This window comes from Parasphaerochaeta coccoides DSM 17374 (assembly GCF_000208385.1).
In the GTDB taxonomy this organism is placed as follows: domain Bacteria; phylum Spirochaetota; class Spirochaetia; order Sphaerochaetales; family Sphaerochaetaceae; genus Parasphaerochaeta; species Parasphaerochaeta coccoides.
The window spans coordinates 505,878-526,286 of the sequence record NC_015436.1 but is presented as its reverse complement, the minus strand read 5'-3'; the positions used below and the strand labels follow the sequence as shown (position 1 = coordinate 526,286).

General features: G+C 49.8%; 14 protein-coding genes and 1 pseudogene. 6 read left to right on the top strand and 9 right to left on the bottom strand.

Translation table 11 applies throughout. The annotated features are described in order from the left end of the window. A complete protein-coding gene (gene malQ / locus SPICO_RS02230) occupies positions 1-1,560 on the top strand; it encodes a 4-alpha-glucanotransferase (protein WP_013739067.1) in 1,560 nt (519 codons plus the stop codon). Between the two features lie 301 nt (positions 1,561-1,861). Beyond that, complete coding sequence (locus tag SPICO_RS09680) at positions 1,862-4,060, top strand: RCC1 domain-containing protein (protein ID WP_052295815.1); 2,199 nt, start codon at positions 1,862-1,864, stop codon at positions 4,058-4,060. 131 nt (positions 4,061-4,191) lie between these two features. Here SPICO_RS09680 and SPICO_RS02220 read toward each other — a convergent pair whose 3' ends face one another. The 7 genes from SPICO_RS02220 to SPICO_RS02190 form a co-directional block, all read right to left on the bottom strand. Further along, on the bottom strand, positions 4,192-5,403 hold the full coding sequence (locus SPICO_RS02220; protein WP_013739065.1) for an aminotransferase class I/II-fold pyridoxal phosphate-dependent enzyme: 1,212 nt from the start codon (positions 5,401-5,403) through the stop codon (positions 4,192-4,194). A gap of 128 nt (positions 5,404-5,531) precedes the next feature. Continuing rightward, positions 5,532-6,386 carry a class I SAM-dependent methyltransferase gene (locus SPICO_RS02215; protein ID WP_245523219.1) on the bottom strand — a complete coding sequence of 285 codons (855 nt, stop codon included), beginning with the start codon at positions 6,384-6,386 and terminating at the stop codon, positions 5,532-5,534. A gap of 187 nt (positions 6,387-6,573) precedes the next feature. Next, positions 6,574-7,236, bottom strand: a complete 663-nt coding sequence (gene phoU / locus SPICO_RS02210; protein ID WP_013739063.1) for a phosphate signaling complex protein PhoU — start codon at positions 7,234-7,236, stop codon at positions 6,574-6,576. A 106-nt stretch (positions 7,237-7,342) separates the two neighbouring features. Further along, the gene (gene pstB / locus SPICO_RS02205) at positions 7,343-8,140 is read right to left on the bottom strand and encodes a phosphate ABC transporter ATP-binding protein PstB (RefSeq protein ID WP_013739062.1); all 798 of its coding nucleotides are present in this window, start codon (positions 8,138-8,140) and stop codon (positions 7,343-7,345) included. Continuing rightward, the gene (gene pstA / locus SPICO_RS09675) at positions 8,137-9,714 is read right to left on the bottom strand and encodes a phosphate ABC transporter permease PstA (protein WP_013739061.1); all 1,578 of its coding nucleotides are present in this window, start codon (positions 9,712-9,714) and stop codon (positions 8,137-8,139) included. The genes pstB and pstA overlap by 4 nt, the downstream gene beginning before the upstream one ends. Positions 9,715-9,716: 2 nt before the next feature. Next, positions 9,717-10,580: a phosphate ABC transporter permease subunit PstC gene (gene pstC, locus SPICO_RS02195; protein ID WP_041395434.1), complete on the bottom strand. Its 864-nt coding sequence runs from the start codon at positions 10,578-10,580 to the stop codon at positions 9,717-9,719. A gap of 83 nt (positions 10,581-10,663) precedes the next feature. Continuing rightward, complete coding sequence (locus SPICO_RS02190; RefSeq protein WP_148229061.1) at positions 10,664-11,512, bottom strand: phosphate ABC transporter substrate-binding protein; 849 nt, start codon at positions 11,510-11,512, stop codon at positions 10,664-10,666. A gap of 515 nt (positions 11,513-12,027) precedes the next feature. Here SPICO_RS02190 and SPICO_RS10540 point away from each other — a divergent pair. Next, positions 12,028-13,434: pseudogene (locus SPICO_RS10540) on the top strand (fimbrillin family protein); the annotation flags it as partial. Positions 13,435-13,476: 42 nt separating this feature from the next. Then, a complete protein-coding gene (locus tag SPICO_RS10535; protein ID WP_367576183.1) occupies positions 13,477-14,958 on the top strand; it encodes an InlB B-repeat-containing protein in 1,482 nt (493 codons plus the stop codon). 100 nt (positions 14,959-15,058) lie between these two features. Here SPICO_RS10535 and SPICO_RS02180 read toward each other — a convergent pair whose 3' ends face one another. Beyond that, positions 15,059-15,976: a lysophospholipid acyltransferase family protein gene (locus tag SPICO_RS02180; protein WP_013739057.1), complete on the bottom strand. Its 918-nt coding sequence runs from the start codon at positions 15,974-15,976 to the stop codon at positions 15,059-15,061. A 221-nt stretch (positions 15,977-16,197) separates the two neighbouring features. Here SPICO_RS02180 and SPICO_RS02175 point away from each other — a divergent pair, with 221 nt between their 5' ends. Continuing rightward, a complete protein-coding gene (locus SPICO_RS02175) occupies positions 16,198-17,607 on the top strand; it encodes a RecQ family ATP-dependent DNA helicase (protein WP_041394984.1) in 1,410 nt (469 codons plus the stop codon). Between the two features lie 193 nt (positions 17,608-17,800). Further along, positions 17,801-19,075, top strand: a complete 1,275-nt coding sequence (locus tag SPICO_RS02170) for a galactokinase (RefSeq protein ID WP_013739055.1) — start codon at positions 17,801-17,803, stop codon at positions 19,073-19,075. Positions 19,076-19,101: 26 nt separating this feature from the next. On the opposite strand, the gene thrC is transcribed toward SPICO_RS02170, so the two are convergent. Further along, the gene (gene thrC / locus SPICO_RS02165; RefSeq protein WP_013739054.1) at positions 19,102-20,367 is read right to left on the bottom strand and encodes a threonine synthase; all 1,266 of its coding nucleotides are present in this window, start codon (positions 20,365-20,367) and stop codon (positions 19,102-19,104) included. Positions 20,368-20,409 lie beyond the last annotated feature (42 nt).

Sequence of the window (20,409 nt, the reverse complement as noted above, 5' to 3'; positions counted from 1 at the left end):
ATGAACACTTCCGATATACGTCATTGCGGCATACTCATGCATATCACCAGCCTGCCCGGTCCCCATGGCATCGGCGATTTGGGCAAGGAAGCTTACGCTTTTGCCGACTATCTGGTTTCTTCCGGCGTGACGCTCTGGCAGATACTGCCCCTTGGCCCCACTGGTTTTGGCAATTCTCCGTATGCCGCCCGTTCCACCTTTGCTGGGAACGAACTGATGATTGACCTGGACTGGCTGGTGGAAAAAGGTTTCCTGACGGAAGATGACATAGCTGCTCCCCCATCCTTTCTCACGTCCCGCGTCGATTATGACATGGTTGGTTCGTGGAAGCTCCCGCTTTTGAAAAAAGCCGCGCATACTTTCCTCTCGATAGTCAAACCATCCGGACGCACTAAAGAAATCCGTCAGGCTTTTGACTCTTTTTGTTCCTCCAATGCATCATGGCTTGATGACTATGCCATCTTCATGGTTTTGTACGAAAAATACAATGATGCCCGTTGGTTCAGCGTTTGGGACAAGAAATATGCTACACGCGATGAAGAAGCATTGAAACGGCTTGTACGGGAACATGCCGTGGACATCAAGGTATGGAAGATCCTCCAGTTTTTCTTTGATGAACAGTGGCTCGCTTTGAGAAAATACGTCAATGAACAGGGAATCCGCTTCATCGGAGACATTCCCATCTTCGTTTCCGCGGACAGCTCCGATACATGGAGCAATCTCCATATGTTCAAGACGGATGCACAGGGACGCTACACAGCAATCAGCGGCGTCCCCCCTGATTACTTCTCAGTGACCGGACAGCTCTGGGGTAATCCTGTCTATGACTGGAATGTCCTGCGCAAGGATGGTTATTCATGGTGGCTTCAACGAATCAAACGGATGTTCCATCAGACGGACATCCTCCGTATCGACCATTTCCGAGGTTTTGATTCCTACTGGGAAGTACCTTATGGAAACAAGACTGCTGAAATCGGGACATGGGTCAAAGTACCCGGAAAGGATTTCTTTGCAACGGTTCGCAAGGAGATGGGAGAGTTGCCTATCATTGCCGAGGATTTGGGTTTCATGACTGACTCAGTCCAGAAATTGCGTCTGTCAAACGGCTTTCCCGGCATGAAGATCTTCCAGTTTGGATTCTCACGCACCCCTTCCGGTTCTCCGAATCCTTTTGATACTTTCCTGCCTCATAACTATGAACGCGAGTGTGTTGCTTACACGGGCACTCACGACAACCAGACGACACGTGGATGGTTCAATTCATTGTCGGATGATGACAAGGACATGGTGAGACGCTACCTTGGCTGTAACGACCATGAGGCGACGTGGGCCATGATGCGCACTGTCCTGGCTTCCCATGCCGAGTACGCCATCTTCCCCATGCAGGACTTGCTGGACAGCGATGACAGAGCAAGAATGAACATCCCCTCCACCTGCGGCCCGTGGAACTGGGCATGGCGGATGGAAGATTGGGAATCGTCAGATTTCATATCCTCCCGTTTCTCTGAACTTGTACGCCTCTACGGACGGAACGGGCTACCTGCCGAAAGCATGGAATAAAGACTACCTTGTGGTCTCCATTTCTTTAAGCTTTCTGTAGTATTTACGCTTAAAACCGAATCAATAACCACTATTAACATTCAAAATCATTAAATAACCCGAAAGTATTATATACTTTTCATGCAAAATAATACCTTTGGGTAATAGCTTTCTGCCATCACCACGTTTATACTATTTTATTAATTACTACCATATGCGTAAGCTGGCATGTCATCATCTTCTTCATGGAGAAAGGAAAAGATACTATGAGAGAGAGAGAGAGAGAGAGAGAGAGAGAGAGAGAGAGACTAAACTAAGCGTCATGGTCTTCCTGACCATCCTGATGCTTCTTATCACCTTTGTTTCATGCGACAACAAGCTGAATGTTTCACATACCAACGAAGTACGCTTCACCTCGGAAATCGGACGCAAGGCCACGGCAGAGTCCGAATGGCAAGCCGATGATGAAGTCGGCATCTATATGGTAGCTCATGATGCCCTGGCAGCCACTGCCGCCTCAGAACGTGCAAACAAACTCTATACGGCTGACACAGCCTTCCAGACTTCCGGCTTCACTCCTGCTACCGCTGGTGATACCTTGAAGTGGGATGATATCTCCAATTCTGTCAGTACGTATTTTGACTTCATCGCCTATTATCCCTATGCATCATCCATCACTGATGCCACGGCTCTACCCATAAATATCTATCCGGGTTCCGGAGAACAGGATACCGGGACGGCCGACTTCCTGTGGGGACGCACCGACAACGTACAGAACAATACCTCAACGGTGCATCTGAAGCTTGACCATATGCTCTCCCGTCTGATTGTCAACATCTCTCCCAGCACGACCGTTGATGCTGTGGCTATCAATGATGCCACCGGTGGATTTACTGCTACGGTCAGAGGCTTGAACACGCAGAGCGCAATCAACCTGAATGACGGAACCTTGGATGCTGCCAGTGTCATTGAGTCTATTGTCATGAAGGACATTTCCGACACGCTTACGACCACGGAAAGGGCCGAGGGTAAGCGCAGGTTCGAGGCAGTGCTGATACCTACGGATAACACGTTTGCCCTGGATAACGTGAGCCTGGAGTTTATCCTGACCGGTGGTGCTGGCGCTGGTACATACACCTGGAAGCCAAGTACCACAGGTGCTGTAGCTGAGGGAGACAAGCATCTGATTCACTTTGACAAAGGCAAGCAACATGTCTACAACATGACGCTCAATACGTCTGATGATGAAGTCGCCGTTGCCGCTATCCAGATTGAGATAAAGGACTGGGACACCGGAGATGGCATAAACGCACCTGCTGTCAAGCTGGGAGTCAAGTCAGTCTCCGCCGGAGGTGATCACACGATGATCCTGAAGACGGACGGGACGCTCTGGGCGACTGGACGCAACAATTATGGCCAACAGGGTGTCGGTAATACTACCAACAGAAGCACGCCCGTGCAGGTCTGGGATTCTACCAATGGTTCCGTGAAAATGACTGGTGTCAAGGCCGTCTCCGCTGGAGGTGATCACACGATGATCCTGAAGAAGGACGGCACGCTCTGGGCGACTGGACAGAACACCTATGGTCAACTGGGTGACGGCACTACGTACCGCAGAACTACTCCCGTGCGGGTCAAGGCAAGTACCACTCCCAACGACTTCATGACTGATGTCGCGGCTGTCTCCGCCGGACGGGAGCATACGATGATCCTGAAGAAGGACGGCACGCTCTGGGCGACTGGACGGAACAACTATGGTCAACTGGGCGATGGTACTTCAGGCGATTCGAACAACAAAAGCACGCCCGTGCAGGTCAAGGAGGATGCTGGTGGGTTCATGACTGATGTCGCGGCCGTCTCCGCCAGATACAATCACACGTTGATCCTGAAGAATGACGGGACGCTCTGGGCGACTGGACGGAACAACTATGGTCAACTGGGCGATGGTACTTCAGGCGATCCGAACAACAAAAGCACGCCTGTGCAGGTCAAGGATGATACCGATATTTCCGGGTTCATGACTGATGTCGCGGCTGTCTTCGCCGGATACGCACACACGATGATCCTGAAGAATGACGGGACGCTCTGGGCGACTGGATACAACGAATATGGTCAGCTGGGTGTCGGCACTTCGGGTATAGTGAACAACAAAAGCACGCCCGTGCAGGTCAAGGCCAGTACCGCCGCCAACGACTTCATGATTGATGTCAAGGAAGTCTCCGCCGGACTGAATCACACGATGATTGTGAAGAAAGACGGCACGCTCTGGGCGACAGGATACAACTATCAGGGTCAACTGGGTGACGGCACTGGGATCACCAGAACTACTCCCGTGCGGGTCAAGGATACTACTGATGATAGCGGGTTCATGACTGATGTCGCGGCGGTCTCCGTCGGAGAATACCATACGATAATCCTGAAGAAGGACGGCACGCTCTGGGGGACAGGATACAACTATTATGGTCAACTGGGTGATAACACTATAGTCAACACAAACACGCCCGTGCAGGTAATTTTCTGACAAGAACATGAGATGATACCGGCGTACACGCCGACCGATTAACAGGTCGTTCCGCCACGCCGGTTATCTCCTACAGCTCCCCATGGCAAGGCATCATCTGTCATCCATACTGGGAGCAATATCTCACGACCTCAGATGATTCCGAGCTTGCGTGCTTCATCCGAAATCAAGTCAATGGCTTGTGACAGTTCAGATTCCTCATGTACTGCCATGCAGGAAATCCGAAGCAAGGAACGCTGAGGCGGAACAGCAGGACTGATGACCGGATTGACATAAATGCCCCCCTCGTACAGAGCCTTCCACAGCAAGAACGTCTTCTCATTGTCGCCTATGACCAAAGGTACAATGGGAGTTTCAGTTGTGCCCGTGTTGAATCCGGCAGCGGTGAACCCATCAATCAGGAGTCGGGCGTTCCGCTGCAACTTGTGAATCAACTCAGGTTCATTTTGCATGATGTCAAGAGCGCGCGATGCCGCCGCTATGTTGGCAGGAGGCATGGAGGCACTGAACATCAGGGGGCGTGCGGCGTGACGGATATAGTCTATGACCTTCCTGTCTCCCGCGACAAACCCACCCAAAGACCCAAAGGACTTGGAGAATGTACACATGATGATATCAGCTAATGAGAAATCTCCCCCAAAATGCTCGCACGTTCCCCGTCCGTTCCTTCCGACGACTCCAATGGCATGCGCTTCATCCAAATAGATTCCGGCATGGTACTTATCTGCAAGAGCCTTGACTTCGGGCAAGGGAACGATATCCCCTTCCATGGAGAATACGCCGTCCACGACAATGAGCTTCGGTTCTTCAAGAGGAATCCTCGCCAGCTCTTTCTCCAGTTCCTTGAGATTATTATGATTATAACGATGCAGGTTGATATTATGCTTCAACCCTTCGGCAAGAAACACTCCGTCCATGATGGAAGCATGGTCATATTTATCAACAATCACATGGTCGCCTCGGTTCAGCAAAGCTGAAATTGAACCAAGGTTGCTCTGATAGCCTGTGGAAAAACACAGGGCATCCTCTTTTCCGACGAAAGAGGCAAGACGCGCTTCAAGTTCCTCATGCAAATCAAGCGTTCCGTTCATGAAACGGGAACCTGAACAGCTCGTACCAAATTTTTCCGTAGCAATACGCGCCGCTTCAACGAGCCGGGGATCATTGGCTAATCCAAGATAGTTATTGGAACCAAGCATGAGCAGTTCACGGCCATGAACATAGACCTTGGAACCTGCGCTGCGGCTGATAGGCTTGAAAAAAGGATACAGTCCGGTAGCCCGTGCGTCTTCCGCTTCCGTAAAGGCATAACATTTGTCGAAAATCGACTTGTGAGTATTCATTCTCTACCTTCCTATTAGACACTCTGTCTTATAACTTCACTTTATCGGGAAGTGTCATGAAAGAACAAGTATCAGAAAGTAAAAAATGGAAAAATATTTGACACAATGTCTATTAACTTTGCTTTTCCTTAGAAATCCTTTGAAACCTTGATAGCACGAATCGCAAGATAACAGTCATGGATGAAACTGTCCGTCAGCTCGAACCGGCTGGCATCGCTGTAGAAACCGACAATGGCAAAACCCGCTCGGCATAACCCACCCAACTGCGCATCCAATGTATGGCTGAATTCCATGGTATCAAGTGCCTTGATTTTTTTATCCAGTTCCTTCCGGCTTAGGCTTGTCATGTCGCTATACGGGATGGTGTACTTCACCTTGAGTTTCCCCCGTGCCTCTGCTTTCTCGTCAAACAGGTACATCACGGGGTTGGTCACTCCCGCGAGCAGCACGCCTCCATGACGGAGAACCCTGTAGGCTTCCCTCCAGACGGCTTCCACGTCATCGACAAAACAGTTCGAGACTGGATGGATGATCATGTCGAAACTTTCATCAGGAAAAATGGCAAGATTCCGCATGTCTCCCTGGATGGTTCGGATATCCAGTTCTTCTCGTGCGGCAACCTTCCTGTCCTGCTCAAGCTGAGCCGCGCTATTGTCAAAGACTGTTACATGCGCTCCCATGGCGGCTGCCAATGGCCCTTGTTGTCCACCGCTTCCGGCCAGACAGAGGACATCCTTGTCCGCCAGGTCATCCAGCCAGTGAAGTGGAACGGCAGCGGTGGGAGTAAGATACATTTCTGGCTTCCCTTGCCGTGCTTTAACCACAGATTCAGAGTCAACAGGCACTGTCCAGATATTTCCCCGTGAGACTTCCGCGTCCCATGCCTTACTGTTATGCTTCACATATGTCTCCATTTCTGCCTCCCAGAGCATTCCTGTCGTTCCGTTTTCCACCCAGACTTCAAGTCTCCCAAAGCCTAGCATGAGCATTCCCAGGGGTCAAGAAAGCGCTTTGGGAGTCCCTCTGGAAGTCGGAGGTGAAGTCACTACAGGAGCAAAAGTCATCATATCAGTCTCTGTCACAATGCCATGACTCCCCTTTTGTTCAAAATGCCTTGTCCTCCGGGCGATGCGTGAGGCAAAGAAACGGTTATCATTGACCAGCAAAATGCTAATTAAGTTTAGGCTTCACGCCAGCGGCAGTATAGACAATCCATGAACAAATCGTAGTCACATGGTCGCCTAGCCGCTCCAGCTCCTTTGTCACATAGAAATAATCATAAAGCTTCTCCCGATCCTCACGACTTTTTGTCTCGACATTGTAGATTAGCCCGTTCACCTGTTTTCGTTTGGCGTCCATCTCATCATCGATCAAAGCGACCGCACGAGCCTTATCCTGGTCATTGGCGACAAGAGCCTCGACCGCACTGCGCGTCATACGGGCGCCGATGAGAGCCATGGCCGACATTTCCTCCACAATCTTCTTGTCATCAAACTGCCCAGTCGGCAACAGGGCAAGCCGGGCAAGATGCGCGGCATGGTCTCCCATGCGCTCCAGACTGGTCACAATCTTCATGCCGGCGATTACCGTGCGCATATACTGCCCGTAAGGTGCTTCGCTAATCAGCAAGCGCACGCCATCAGATTCAATCATGTCCCGAAGCTGATTGATAAAATAGTCATCCGAGACGACCTTCTTGGCAAGTTCCTGGTCATGCTCCTTGAAAGCATGCACCGCCTGGTAGATAGCTCCCTCCACACGGTTCACCATCTGGATCAGCAACTCATTAAAAAAGGTCATCTTATCGTCAAGCTGATGTTTCTTGACCATCATTGATTTACTCCTTATGCAGAAGGCAATACCTTCCTGTCTTTATGTACATCTTTACATACATCATAACGTGAATTTCTTCCTCCATAGAGGAAAAACACCCTGCGCATCAACCGAATTTACCTGAAATATAATCCTCAGTCCTCTTATCACGAGGATTGAAGAACAATCCGCTGGTTTCACCGTACTCGACAAGATAACCGCAACGCTCACTGTCAATAAGAAAGAAAGCGGTATTATCGGATATACGGGAAGCCTGCTGCATGTTATGCGTCACAATGACAATGGTATATTTGGCCTTAAGCTCCACCATCAGTTCCTCAATTTTCGTCGTTGAAATGGGATCGAGCGCACTGGTCGGCTCATCCATCAACACGACTTCCGGATTAATCGCAAGGGTTCGTGCTATGCACAGCCTCTGCTGCTGTCCCCCTGAAAGGCTCAGGGCACTCTTGTTCAGGCGATCCTTCACCTCATCCCACAGCACTGCCCTCTGCAAACTTTCCTCCACAATGGCATCAAGCTCGCTCTTTGGCGGGCGTCCATGCAGACGAGGCCCATAGGCAATGTTGTCATAGATGCTCATGGGAAAAGGATTCGGACGTTGAAATACCATGCCGACCTTGCGCCGCAAATCCATTGGATCATAATCAACGTAGACATCCCGTCCATCAAAAAGGACGGAACCTGTAATTTTTACATTGTCGATGAGATCATTCATCCTGTCCAACACACGCAGGAAAGTAGACTTGCCACAACCGGAGGGTCCTATGAACGCGGTGATGGAGTTTTTCTCTATCTGCATGTCTACATCCTTCAATGCGTGGGATGAGCCATACCATAAGTTCAGACCATGGACGTCAAAGACATATTCTGTTTCAGGAACCATTGCAACTTCTGCCATCATTCTTTTCCTTTATTCTTCACGGAGGCTCTGTTCATCATCCAACGCGCCGTGGTGTTGATGATGAGTACAACCACGATCAAGACGAAAGCAGAAGCAAACGCCTTATCGAAGGATTGGCCTTCATTGATTGTCAGCATGATATGTAACGCAAGGACACGGGAACCGCTTGACAGTCCGGTCGCCACTGCGGTTGAGGAACCGATAGTATATAACAGAGCGGCTGTCTCTCCGATCGCCCGACCCATCGCAAGGATGATGCCGGTCGTGATACCGTTCAACGCGGATGGCAGGACAACCCTCCAGATGGTTTCCATCTTTGTGGCTCCCATACCAATGCTCGCCTCACGCAGACGCTGTTCGACTGAACGTATCGCTTCCTCGCTGGTACGGATTATGGTGGGGAGAATCATCAACGCCACGGTAAGCGTTCCGCTGATCAGAGAGAAACTCCATCCAAGAAGCTGGACGAACACCAGCAGACCGAAAAGGCCGAAGATGATGGACGGTATGCTGGCCAAGACATCGATTCCAGAACGGATGATTGATGTCAGTCTCCCCTTCTTTGCGTATTCCACCAGATAGACGGCCGCTGCAATGCCCAAAGGAGCAGCAATGAGCGTTGTCAGGAAAACCATCAGGAAAGTGTTGATTATGATGCTGCCGATGCCTCCGAAGCGTCCAGATTCCTGGGTAGGCAATACCAGATATCTGAAGGTAAGGTTCGGACTTCTGATGATACGGTTTACTTGGAGTACGGCTGTCACGAAACCCTGCTCCCCGGCGCGAAAGACATCTTTCTGCGTCGTGACACCGACGGAACCTTCTATACCCGCGACCTCACGAGCGACGGAAGAATCCGTTTTCTCCTGTACGAGAGCGACGGGGATGTCTCCTCCATGGAGCTGAACCCATGAACTGTATTCGCCGGAAAGCAATAAATCAACCTGAACATCAGAGAGGACTCCGACCATATTGTTCCCGTACAGTTGCGTGACGGTCGGATGAACCACGAGGACATGTTCTTCGTAGGCTATGGTTTTTAATGCGGAAGGCAGTGAAGATGAAGCCGTATTCCGGGGAACAATGGCAATCGAGCCATTGTGCGCGGCAGCCCCATCGACGGTAGCACGGAAGGAACCAACGATGATTCCGCCGGAAGCCAGGCAGTCGGATGCCAAATCAAGGAAACGAGCAAACTCATCCGCGATACTTTCATCGACATAAAGAAAGAAATTCTCATTCACATACGTGACGCGTCTCAGGGAAATAATCTTTCCCTGCGCCATTTCCCTCAACATGTTCCAATCGACCTGACGAAATTCCGCCCTCTTGTTCGCTACAATGTCGAACGGAATTTCCGTCTGAGACAGACCGAGCCGTTGTGCGGTCGCCAGCGGCAAGACACTGACCTGCGTCCTCTCCTGCTTGTAGAGACCCCGCACAGCCAAGTAGCCAATGATCACAACCAGAATGAGGACAGTAAGGGAGGAAAGTATCTTGATGGAACCAATGGCGAAACGATTTATGCTTTTTCGTCGTTTGTCATGAGCAAGCATCTGCTGTGTATCGGTCATTGCTAGTCCTCCATCCTGCTGTGCCGAGCGACACGCACGACGATATAGTTGAGCACCAATATCACGATGAACAGGAGCATGGCGGTAGCGAACAAGGATTGCAGGTGAGTTCCTTCGGCATAGCTCATGTCAGTGATGATGTTCATGGTGAGGGTTCTGCCCATATCCAAGGGAGTACGGGCAAAAATGGCCGCGTTTCCACCGACAAGAAGAACCGCTGTCGTCTCTCCTACGGAACGCCCTAGTCCAAGGATGATGGACGTGAATATTCCTGATTTGGCGGCAGGAAGTACAACGCGGGAAATTGTTTCCCATTTCGTCGCTCCCATGGCTACGGAAGCATAACGCAACTCATCGTTGACTGCCCTGATGGATACTTCGCTGATATTGATGATGGTAGGAAGTATCATGATGGCAAGGATGATGGCCGCGGCAAGCAGGCTGTAGCCGGTTCCTCCGAAAATATTCCTGATTGCCGGAACAATGACGGCAATACCGAACAGTCCATAGATGATTGATGGAATGCCGGCGAGCAGCTCAATCGATGAACGGAGGATGGAAGCTCTGCGTCCCTTGGCAAACTCTGCCAGATACACAGCGACTGCCAGAGCAACCGGAGTGGCGAACAGCAGGGACAGCGCAGTCACCATAAAACTTGCCCAGACGAATGACAATATTCCATACGCAGGTGGATTTCCCGTAGGAAGCCACTTCGTGGAAAACAAGAAATCCAGCACGGATACTTTGCCGAACACCGGCACGCCCTGCTGAAAAATAAAGATAGTGATAAGAAGAACAGTCGCTATGGAAACCAAAGCAGCGAGCAGCAGGATAATCCTGCCGCTACGCTCCTTGAAGCTTCGCACGCCGTTTGTTCTCGGTAGACCTAACTGCATGCTTTTATCATTCCTTGTTGCGTGGATTTATTTTCCGAATGTATGTCTCGTTCCTAGTTGAGGGGAATGTACTGGGCATCCAGCACGACCGCAGCCCCCTTGTCGGAGAGGATAAAATCCACGAAAGCCTTCTCGACGCTTCCCCCCGCAAGAGGTCCTTTGCTGACCAAGTACAGGTTGCGGCTGATTGGATAGCTACCATTCAAGACGTTGGCAGTGGTGGATTCGATGCCATCAACCAACAGAACTTTTCCACCGGCTTCAGTCACGATGTGGTTGAAGGCCATGCCGAGATAGCCGATAGAATTGGGAGTAGAAGCAATCTTGGCGGCAAGTTCTCCGTTTTCCTTGGCAACGATGGCGTTCTTGGAAGGCGCCTTCTTCTGGGTATCAAGTACTATTTCTTTGAAAGAAGCATACGTACCGGACGATTCATCCCGGACAATCAGGGCGATGGCGGCGTTGGGTCCACCGACCTGGGACCAGTTGCTGATTTCACCGGAAAAGATACCGGCAAGCTGAGCGAGGCTCAGGTTAGCGACAGTGACGGACTTGTTGACGGCAACAGAGAGACCGTCGAGAGCAATGGTGTTCGGGACAAGTCCATCAGCAATCTCAGTGGAATTGAGATCACGGCTGGCACCGGCCAAGGTCAATGTTCCAGCGGTGAGCTGCTTCAATCCGGTTCCGGTTCCCACGCCTTCATAGCTGATTTTCACACCAGGATTGGCAGCAGTGAACAGGGGAATCGCAGTCTCAACAATCGGAGCAACCGTCGTGGATCCGCCGAAAGTATAATTCTTCACTTCAACAGGTTTCTGTGCCTGCTCTTTGTTTCCCTGAGCAAATACAGTGCCGAAAGCAACAACGAGAATCAATGCGATGGCAACGATTTTTTTCATTTTCATTAATATCCTCCATGTGATATGCCTCGGACTATAAGGAACAACTGCTAGGAAATAGTCATGAAAGTGTTAAAAAAGTGTTAATCTCAGGGTATTTCAGATTTGAATCTCCGGACGATGACCATAGGAGGCATCACCACCTATGGTAATGTGGTGTCTGAGAAAAAAGCTGTCCAGTTGACTGCATCGGTTTTTCGCATTATTTCCAGTTTCTTGTTTTCTTACGCCTCATACGTTTTAAACCTTATCTATTAACACTATTTACATCTAAAATCACCAAATAACCCGAAAGTATTATATGCATTTCATATGAAATAATACCTTTGGGTAATAGTCGGCTGCCATCAAAGGATTTACACTACCTTATTCATTGCCTCCGCATTGGTTGTGCTGACATGCCGTCATCTTCTTCACGGAGAAAGGGAAAGACACTATGAGAGAGAGAGAGAGAGAGAGAGAGAGAGAGAGAGAGAGAGAGAGAGAGAGAGAGAGAGAATCTGAGAGAACTGCGTATGAGCAAATCTAGCAGACCAGGTTTTGTGGTTCTTACAACCATTCTGATGCTACTTGTCGCCCTTATTTCATGCGACAGCAAACTGAATGTTTCACATACAAACGAAGTACGTTTCACTTCCGAGATAGGCCGCAAGGCCACGGCAGATTCCGAATGGCAAGCCGATGATGAAGTCGGCATCTACATGGTAGCTCATGATGCTCTGGCAGCTTCTGCCGCCACGGGGCGTGCCAACCAAGCATACACGGCTGACACAGCCTTCCAGACTTCCGGCTTCACTCCTGCTACCGCTGGTGACACCTTGAAGTGGGACGACATCTCCAATCCTGCCATCACACACTTCGACTTCATCGCCTACTATCCCTATGATGAAAACATCTCTGACCCGACGACCGTGGCCATAGACATCAACCGAAGTTCCTCGGAACAGATGACCGGGACGGCTGACTTCCTGTGGGGACACGCCGACAACGTACAGAATAATACCTCGACGGTGCATCTGAAACTTGACCATATGCTCTCCCGTCTGATAGTCAACATCTCTCCCAGCACGACTGTCGATGCGGACGCCATCACGGGTGGCGTACTTTCTGCTATGGTCGAAGGCACAAGCACGCAAGGCACGTTCAACCTGGATACCGGAGCCTTGTCAGTCACAAGTTCCGTTGAGGGAATCATAATGAAGAACATCTCCCACACCCTCAGTCAAGCGGAGCAGGATGCGGGCAAGCGCAGGTTTGAAGCGGTACTGATACCTGTGGTTCACTCAGATGTCCTGCTTGATGCTTTGAAACTGGAATTTACCCTGGGCTCTGATACATACACATGGGCAGCGAATTCCGTAGCGACCTCTGACCAGGGCAAGATTCACTTTGACAAAGGCAAGCAGCATGTCTACAACATGACGCTGAACACGGATGCTCATGAAGTCGCCCTCGCAGAGATTCTCATAGGGATAGTGGACTGGGACACCGGGAGCGGGGTGAACGCGGCTGCAACCAAGGCATACCTCCTCACCTTTGAGGGAAACGGAGCCACGGGCGGGAATGCGCCGGGACGGATGTACGTTCATGAGGGCGACGTAATCACTCTACCAAGTCCCGGAACGCTGGAATGGTCAGGTCATTCCTTTGGTGGATGGGATACTCTGCCTACTGGCACCGGAACTCAGTATGCCATCGGAAACTCTTTCATCATGCCTGCTCATGATGTGATGCTACATGCTATCTGGTTGCAGAACCAATACACCGTCTCCTTCAACGGCAATGGTTCCACGGGCGGATCTGTACCGACATCGATAACCGATTATGTGGAAACGACGGTCACACTACCAGGTCACGGAACATTGGAAAAGAGCGGTCATTCCTTTGGCGGATGGAATACCGAGCTTGCTGGTAATGGAGATTCATATGCCGCGGGTTCCTCCTTCGAGATTCCCTCCCAGGATGTGACGTTGTATGCACAGTGGGAGAAGAACGAATACACCGTCTCCTTTCATGCCAACGGTGCTACCGGTATTGCACCGACATCGATAACCGACTATGTGGAAACGACGGTCACACTACCAGGTCATGGAACATTGGAAAAGAGCGGTTATTCCTTTGGCGGATGGAATACCGAGCTTGCTGGTAATGGAGATTCATATGCCGCGGGTTCCTCCTTCGAGATTCCCTCCCAGAATGTGACGTTATATGCACAGTGGGAGAAGAACCAATACACCGTCTCCTTCAACGGCAATGGTTCCACGGGCGGATCTGTACCGACATCGATAACCGATTATGTGGAAACGACGGTCACACTACCAGGTCACGGAACATTGGAAAAGAGCGGTTATTCCTTTGGCGGATGGAATACCGAGCTTGCTGGCAATGGAGATTCATATGCCGCTGGTTCCTCCTTCGAGATTCCCTCCCAGGATGTGACGTTGTATGCACAGTGGGAGAAGAACCAATACACCGTCTCCTTCAACGGCAATGGTTCCACGGGCGGTTCTGCACCGACATCGATAACCGACTATGTGGAAACGGCGGTCACACTACCAGATTGCGGAACATTGGAAAAGAGCGGTTATTCCTTTGGCGGATGGAATACCGATCTTGCTGGTAATGGAGATTCATATGCCGCTGGTTCCTCCTTCGAGATTCCCTCCCAGAATGTGACGTTGTATGCACAGTGGGAGAAGAACCAATACACCGTCTCCTTCAACGGCAATGGTTCCACGGGCGGTTCTGCACCGACATCGATAACCGATTATGTGGAAACGGCGGTCACACTACCAGGTCACGGAACATTGGAAAAGAGCGGTTATTCCTTTGGCGGATGGAATACCGAGCTTGCTGGTAATGGAGATTCATATGCCGCTGGTTCCTCCTTCGAGATTCCCTCCCAGAATGTGACGTTGTATGCACAGTGGGAGAAGAACGAATACACCATCACTTTTGATGGCAACGGGCATACAGGCGGAACTGTACCGGAGCCGATAATCGTCAATAGAGGAGACGAGGCTAATGTACAAGGTCAGGGATCACTGGTGAAAACCAATCATGTTTTTGCCGGATGGAGTACTGATCCCTTTGGCGCCGGGGACAGTTTTTGGGATAGTTACTTCATTCCCTCTGATGACATGTTGCTGTATGCAGTCTGGATAAGGCAATACACCGTCACTTTTGATGGCAACGGGCATACAGGCGGAACTGTACCAGCGCCGATAACCGCCTTTGAAGGAGACGAGATTACAGTACCAGGTCAGGGATCACTGCTGCGGTGGGAGGAAGGGAGAGACGAGGGGGATCCGTCGGGTTATCGTCCTTTTAAAGGATGGATCAATTCGTATGACGGACTACTCTATGGAACTGGAGAATCCGATGATGAGTTTTTCTTGATGCCGCCTTCCGACGTGATACTGACGGCAGACTGGGTTGATTTTTAACAAGTAAGGCAGTCTCCGTTGGAAACTGCTCAACGATGATCTTGAAGAATGGCTGGAGGTTCCAGGCGACTGGAGCCTCCTATTATGCACAACGAACAGGTCATTGTGCTGATTCACCCCATCCTACCCGCTCTCCGTGGGATTCCTTTGCCACACGAGTCTTCATGCCGAACAAGACAATCCTGACCTTTTCCTCGATATCTTTTCTTTCCTGTTTTTTCATGCCAGCTGTTTCGATGGGATCGCCAAATTCAATCCGTATTTTCGTATCAGGCTTGATATAGAGATGTCCGGGGGGGAATGCATCCTGCGTTCCCCAGATGCACACAGGAACAATAGGAACTTGGGCAATGACGGCAGATGAAATACCACCTCTCTTGAACTCAGCCAAGCCTTCGTGTTGGAAAATATAACCTTCGGGAAAAAGCGCAAGAGACGCGCCTCCTTTCAAAGAGGCAATCATATCCCTCATGGCTTTCATTTCTTCCGCTCCATCTCCCTGCTTCACATATACGGAACCTGAATGATCGGTCCAGAAGCTAAAGAAAGGAAGTTGTGAAAACAGACTGTTGGCAACAAAAGCAAAAGGAATGGGAGATACTGCGAACAAAGCAGGAATATCCATGGCAGACATATGATTGCACACATACAGGCAAGCCCGACCATAAGGAACATTAGAAGCTCCTACGATCTCAAGGTGCAGATTTGTCTTGTGGCAAATCTTCCGACACCAGGACTGGATTACATTGAATGTATAGAGCCTGCGTTTCTCACCTTTACGACGCACAAGCACCTTGGGCATCTTGGTCACGAGCGACAGACAATGGAGGAACACTTTCGGTAGCATCCCTGCCTCATCCTCCCGCACAGCCTGTCGGAAAAGTCTCCACCAGCGAGGCCCTCTCGCCCCGTTCATGACATCGATATATCGTGCCTCATTGAGCTCGATTTCTTGGATGTCTTCTTTTTCTTCTTCAGCAACAACATCTACAAGCGATTCGCTGATATCCAATTCCATAGCGTCATCCTCAACCAGGGTACGGGAATCCGAGCTTCCTGTACGCGCTGCCGAATTTCATGTCACATACACTTACTAATATGTAAAATCATAAGGCCTTGGGGGTCAATTTTCAAGGTTACAGTTGTTTTTCTTTGTTTTTCTCTATGCCTTTATGGTGAAACATTCCGCTGGGCAGCGATATTTCATACATCATGGAGCATTCCCGACTCATTCAACACATGCTGGACAAATCTTTCGGCGGCATCAAACTAAGGCCATTCCAGAGCCTTATCATAGAAGATATGCTTGAGGCAGAACAAAACGATGCCTGCGATCCGGGGCATCTCGTCATCCTGCCGACAGGAGGAGGAAAAACTCTCTGCTTCATGCTGCCTGCCCTGCTCATGAACGGAATTTCCATCATTGTCTACCCTCTGCTCTCCCTGATGAATGACCAGAAACGCAAGATGACTGACAGTCCGGTTCCGGTATTTTGCCTGAGAGGAGGTCAGACATATGCCCAGCGTGATGACATCTGGCGGAAACTTTCCCATCTCAACCAGGCAATCATCCTGACAAACCCGGAAACGCTCGTTAATCCTCATGTCCGACAACGACTTGAAAAGTTGGATATCAGTCTCTTTGTCCTTGACGAGGCTCATACTCTCATACAGTGGGGAAATTCCTTCCGTCCTGCTTATCATGACCTGTCTCAAACCCTGCCAACGCTTGGCGCACGCCATGTCATGGCTTTCACCGCGACATCTGGAGACGGAATGACCGGACAACTCATCGCCAGTCTTTTTAACCGGGTGCCTCCCCACATTGTCCGAGCTGACATTGATAGACCAAACATCATCTATCATGTCAGAAGAACCCTATGTCCTGACAGGGAAATAGTACTTCTTGCCGCCATTGCCCCGCGCCCGCTTCTTGTTTTCTGCCCTACCCGCAGAGAAACATGGCGTTGTGCTACGGAAATTGCGCTTGCACTCCCTCATATTCCAGTACGAGCTTATCATGCCGGGTTAGGAAGAAAAGAAAGAGAAGAAACAGAATCATGGTTTATTTCAAGTCAGGATGCCGTCCTTTGCGCAACCTGCGCCTTTGGCATGGGGGTGGATAAACCGAATATCAGGAGTGTCGTCCATGTACGGCTTCCTTCCACTGTTGAAGAATATCTCCAGGAATCCGGCAGAGCGGGACGTGACGGAAATACATCCCATGCGTGGGTCATCATCACCGGAATGGAAAAGCCATGCCAAGGATATCAGAATGCCTTCATGGAACCGCACGGCTGCATCCGCCGAACTGTGCTTGAAAAGATGGGACAACAAGGAACTTTCTGTTCCGGCTGTGATATCTGTGATAGTACATACGTGAACGAAGCGGAAGCGGAGAATGATATTCTCAAGGAAATCTTATGGCATCCTCTGCGCCACAATCCCGATACCTTGTCGGCATGGCTCAGAGCCAATGAGGACAACTGGAATGAAAACATTACAGATCACCTTGCAGGAGACGCTTGCGGCGCAATGCGCTGGACACCGAGCCAAGCCAAGGAAGCCGTAAGAACTCTCATACATAGAAATAGAATAAAAATCCTGCATTTTCCATTGCTTAATGATAGGATAGTACTGAAACACTGATTTATAATTACATTATACTAACATAAATATGATATTAAAATTGATTGTTACTATATTGAATATATATCGTTATTATTGTGTTTTATATTTTTATTTCATATAATCATATATCATGATGTTGGCGCTGACATCCCATAGCGACGAATTGCCATGATATGATATACTTGAAAAAAGAACAGAAGGAGACTGACGAATGGCAATCCTCACTCCACCTGACATTGACACGCTGCATGCCGTCTACCCACAGCTTTATGGGAGTGATTATGACGCAACAAAGATGGATGAGCGTTTCCATAATCTCCTTGACGGGTTCATCAGAATCTTTGGGAAAACCGAACGCCCTGCGCTTTTCAGTACTCCAGGCAGAACAGAACTGGCGGGAAACCATACTGATCACAACATGGGGAAAGTCATTGCAGCCTCAATCAACCTTGATACCATTGCTGCGGTAATCCCTACTGACGACAATACGGTTCAACTGATTAGCGAAGGCTTTAGACCCGTTAGCGTGAACCTCTCCGACCTTGCGCCAAAGGAAGAAGAAAAAGAGTCAAGTACGGCACTTGTACGCGGCATTGCACGTTCATTTTCAGATGAAGGCATCGCACTACGAGGATGGAAGGCATATACGACATCCACTGTCTTGAAAGGTTCCGGGCTGAGCAGCTCGGCTGCCATTGAAATACTCTGCGCAACCATATTCAACCATTATTCCAATAATGACGCGTGGTCGCCCATCAAGCTGGCACAAATCGGGAAATATGCAGAAAATGTCTATTTCAACAAGCCCAGCGGATTGATGGATCAGGCCGCCTGCGCCCACGGCGGCATAATAGGCATGGATTTCGCTAATCCTGCAAATGTTCTTGTCACACCGGTTTCCTTTGATTTCTTCCAGGCAGGATATGTCCTGACAATCGTAGATACCGGTGGGAATCATGCTGATTTGACCAGTGATTATGCTTCAATTCCACCCGAAATGGGAATGATATCCGCTTTTTTTAACAAGAAATATCTTAGGGAAGTCCCACAGGAAGAATTTTACGCCGCACTTCCAGCTCTCCATAAAAGCGTGAAGAATGACCGATCCCTTCTCCGTGCCATCCATTTTTTTGATGAAAACAATCGTGTCGCGGCAATGCTCAATGCGCTCCAGAACAATGATATGACAACATACCTTTCCTTGACCAATGAAGCCTGTCACTCAGCCTTCGAGTATCTTCAGAACCTTTATTCCCCCCATAACCCTCTTGAACAGGGTCTTGGACTGGCACTGGCGTTAAGCCGCAGGATACTGAATGGATGCGGTGCATGCAGAAATCATGGAGGAGGATTCGCCGGAACGATACTTGCCTATGTGCCCGTGGATTTATTCCCTCATTACAAAAAAGAGATGGAGCTGGTGTTTGGGAAAAACAGCGTGACTGCACTCGCCATCAGACATAGGAAGTCATCACGCATCTTATAGCACACCCGGCTCCGATGGAAAGTCTCTCATGCAAAAAGGAGATGATGGTCAGCCGGAATCGACTGATACGTCTCTTTCTTTTCAAGCAAAACCGCCAATGAGTCAGGAACAGCGACAGAATGCCCTACCAGAGGTTCCACTATGGTCTCAAACTTCGCCGGATGAGCCGTTGAGACAATGATACTCTTTTCTCTGGGGAAGTGTGTCAGTCTGACATATTCAGCGGTTGCCGTATGCGGACACATGACATACCGGTCATTTTCCCACGTTTTCCCGATTGTTTCTCTAATGTGTTCGTCCGAGACACTCCAGGCAGTGACGTTTGCGGAAAATTCCTTAAAGCTCGGAAACAGCTCCTGGAGCCTTTCCATGTTTGAGGGGGCTCCCACATCCATCGCGTTCGCCAATGTCGCCACGCTGGGGCGTGGTTCATATCGTCCGCTGGAAAGAAAGTCAACGATTGTGCTATTCGCATTTACAGCCAAGGCGATACGCGCAATAGGAGCGCCTGAAGTCTTTGCCCAGTAACCAGCGCAACTATTCCCGACATTACCGCTAGGAACAATGACCAGAGGATTCGCACCATGTTTTTTCTTGAATTCCAAGGCACTATGTACGTAATACGTCATTTGAGGCAGAAGCCGTCCAAGATTGATGCTGTTCGCACTTGACAGCCTCTCTCTACGGGAAACATCCTTGTCCATGAAAGCATCCTTGACCATTTTCTGACAGTCATCGAATGAACCTTCGACTTCATATGCTGAAATATTGTCCCCCCAACAGGTCAGCTGCCGTTTCTGTCGGGCGGAAACCCGTCCCTTGGGGAAAAGCACCTTCACGTTAATTCCTCTGCATCCATGGAACGCCGCAGCCACCGCTCCTCCCGTATCACCGCTGGTAGCCACCAATATGGTCAGAGTGCGTCCGGAACGGACAAGCTCTTTCTCCATGGAACGTGCCAAGAAACGTGCCCCGAAATCCTTGAAGGCCGCAGTAGGCCCATGAAACAATTCCAAGACCTCTCGATCATCTCCCAAGCTATGGAGAGGGACAGGAAAATTGAAAGCCGATGCACAAATATCGTCCAGACTTGAAGCAAGTGGATCTTTCTCAAAGAATGGCGACAGGACATCCGCCGCCAGAGCAGGAAATGATGATGGGAAATATTCCCGGAAATCCCTGGCAGGAATGGTTTCAGGAACATATAGACCGCCATCAGGAGCCAATCCGGTCAGCAGAGATTCTCCCAGGTTCACGTGCGGCGCTTTCTTCCGTGTCGAAAAAAATTTCATATCGGCTTCCCTCCTGCAATTCTCTTATCCCTTGATTTCTGC

Excerpts from the sequence above, each read along its gene's own strand:
- phoU (WP_013739063.1), bottom strand. The coding sequence starts at position 7,236 with ATGATGGTCAAGAAACATCAGCTTGACGATAAGATGACCTTTTTTAAT.
- pstB (WP_013739062.1), bottom strand. The coding sequence starts at position 8,140 with ATGATGGCAGAAGTTGCAATGGTTCCTGAAACAGAATATGTCTTTGAC.
- SPICO_RS02175 (WP_041394984.1), top strand. The coding sequence starts at position 16,198 with ATGCTGGACAAATCTTTCGGCGGCATCAAACTAAGGCCATTCCAGAGC.
- thrC (WP_013739054.1), bottom strand. The coding sequence starts at position 20,367 with ATGAAATTTTTTTCGACACGGAAGAAAGCGCCGCACGTGAACCTGGGA.
- pstA (WP_013739061.1), bottom strand. The coding sequence starts at position 9,714 with ATGACCGATACACAGCAGATGCTTGCTCATGACAAACGACGAAAAAGC.
- SPICO_RS02180 (WP_013739057.1), bottom strand. The coding sequence starts at position 15,976 with ATGGAATTGGATATCAGCGAATCGCTTGTAGATGTTGTTGCTGAAGAA.
- SPICO_RS02215 (WP_245523219.1), bottom strand. The coding sequence starts at position 6,386 with ATGCTAGGCTTTGGGAGACTTGAAGTCTGGGTGGAAAACGGAACGACA.
- SPICO_RS02220 (WP_013739065.1), bottom strand. The coding sequence starts at position 5,403 with ATGAATACTCACAAGTCGATTTTCGACAAATGTTATGCCTTTACGGAA.
- SPICO_RS09680 (WP_052295815.1), top strand. The coding sequence starts at position 1,862 with ATGGTCTTCCTGACCATCCTGATGCTTCTTATCACCTTTGTTTCATGC.
- SPICO_RS02170 (WP_013739055.1), top strand. The coding sequence starts at position 17,801 with ATGGCAATCCTCACTCCACCTGACATTGACACGCTGCATGCCGTCTAC.
- SPICO_RS02190 (WP_148229061.1), bottom strand. The coding sequence starts at position 11,512 with ATGAAAAAAATCGTTGCCATCGCATTGATTCTCGTTGTTGCTTTCGGC.
- malQ (WP_013739067.1), top strand. The coding sequence starts at position 1 with ATGAACACTTCCGATATACGTCATTGCGGCATACTCATGCATATCACC.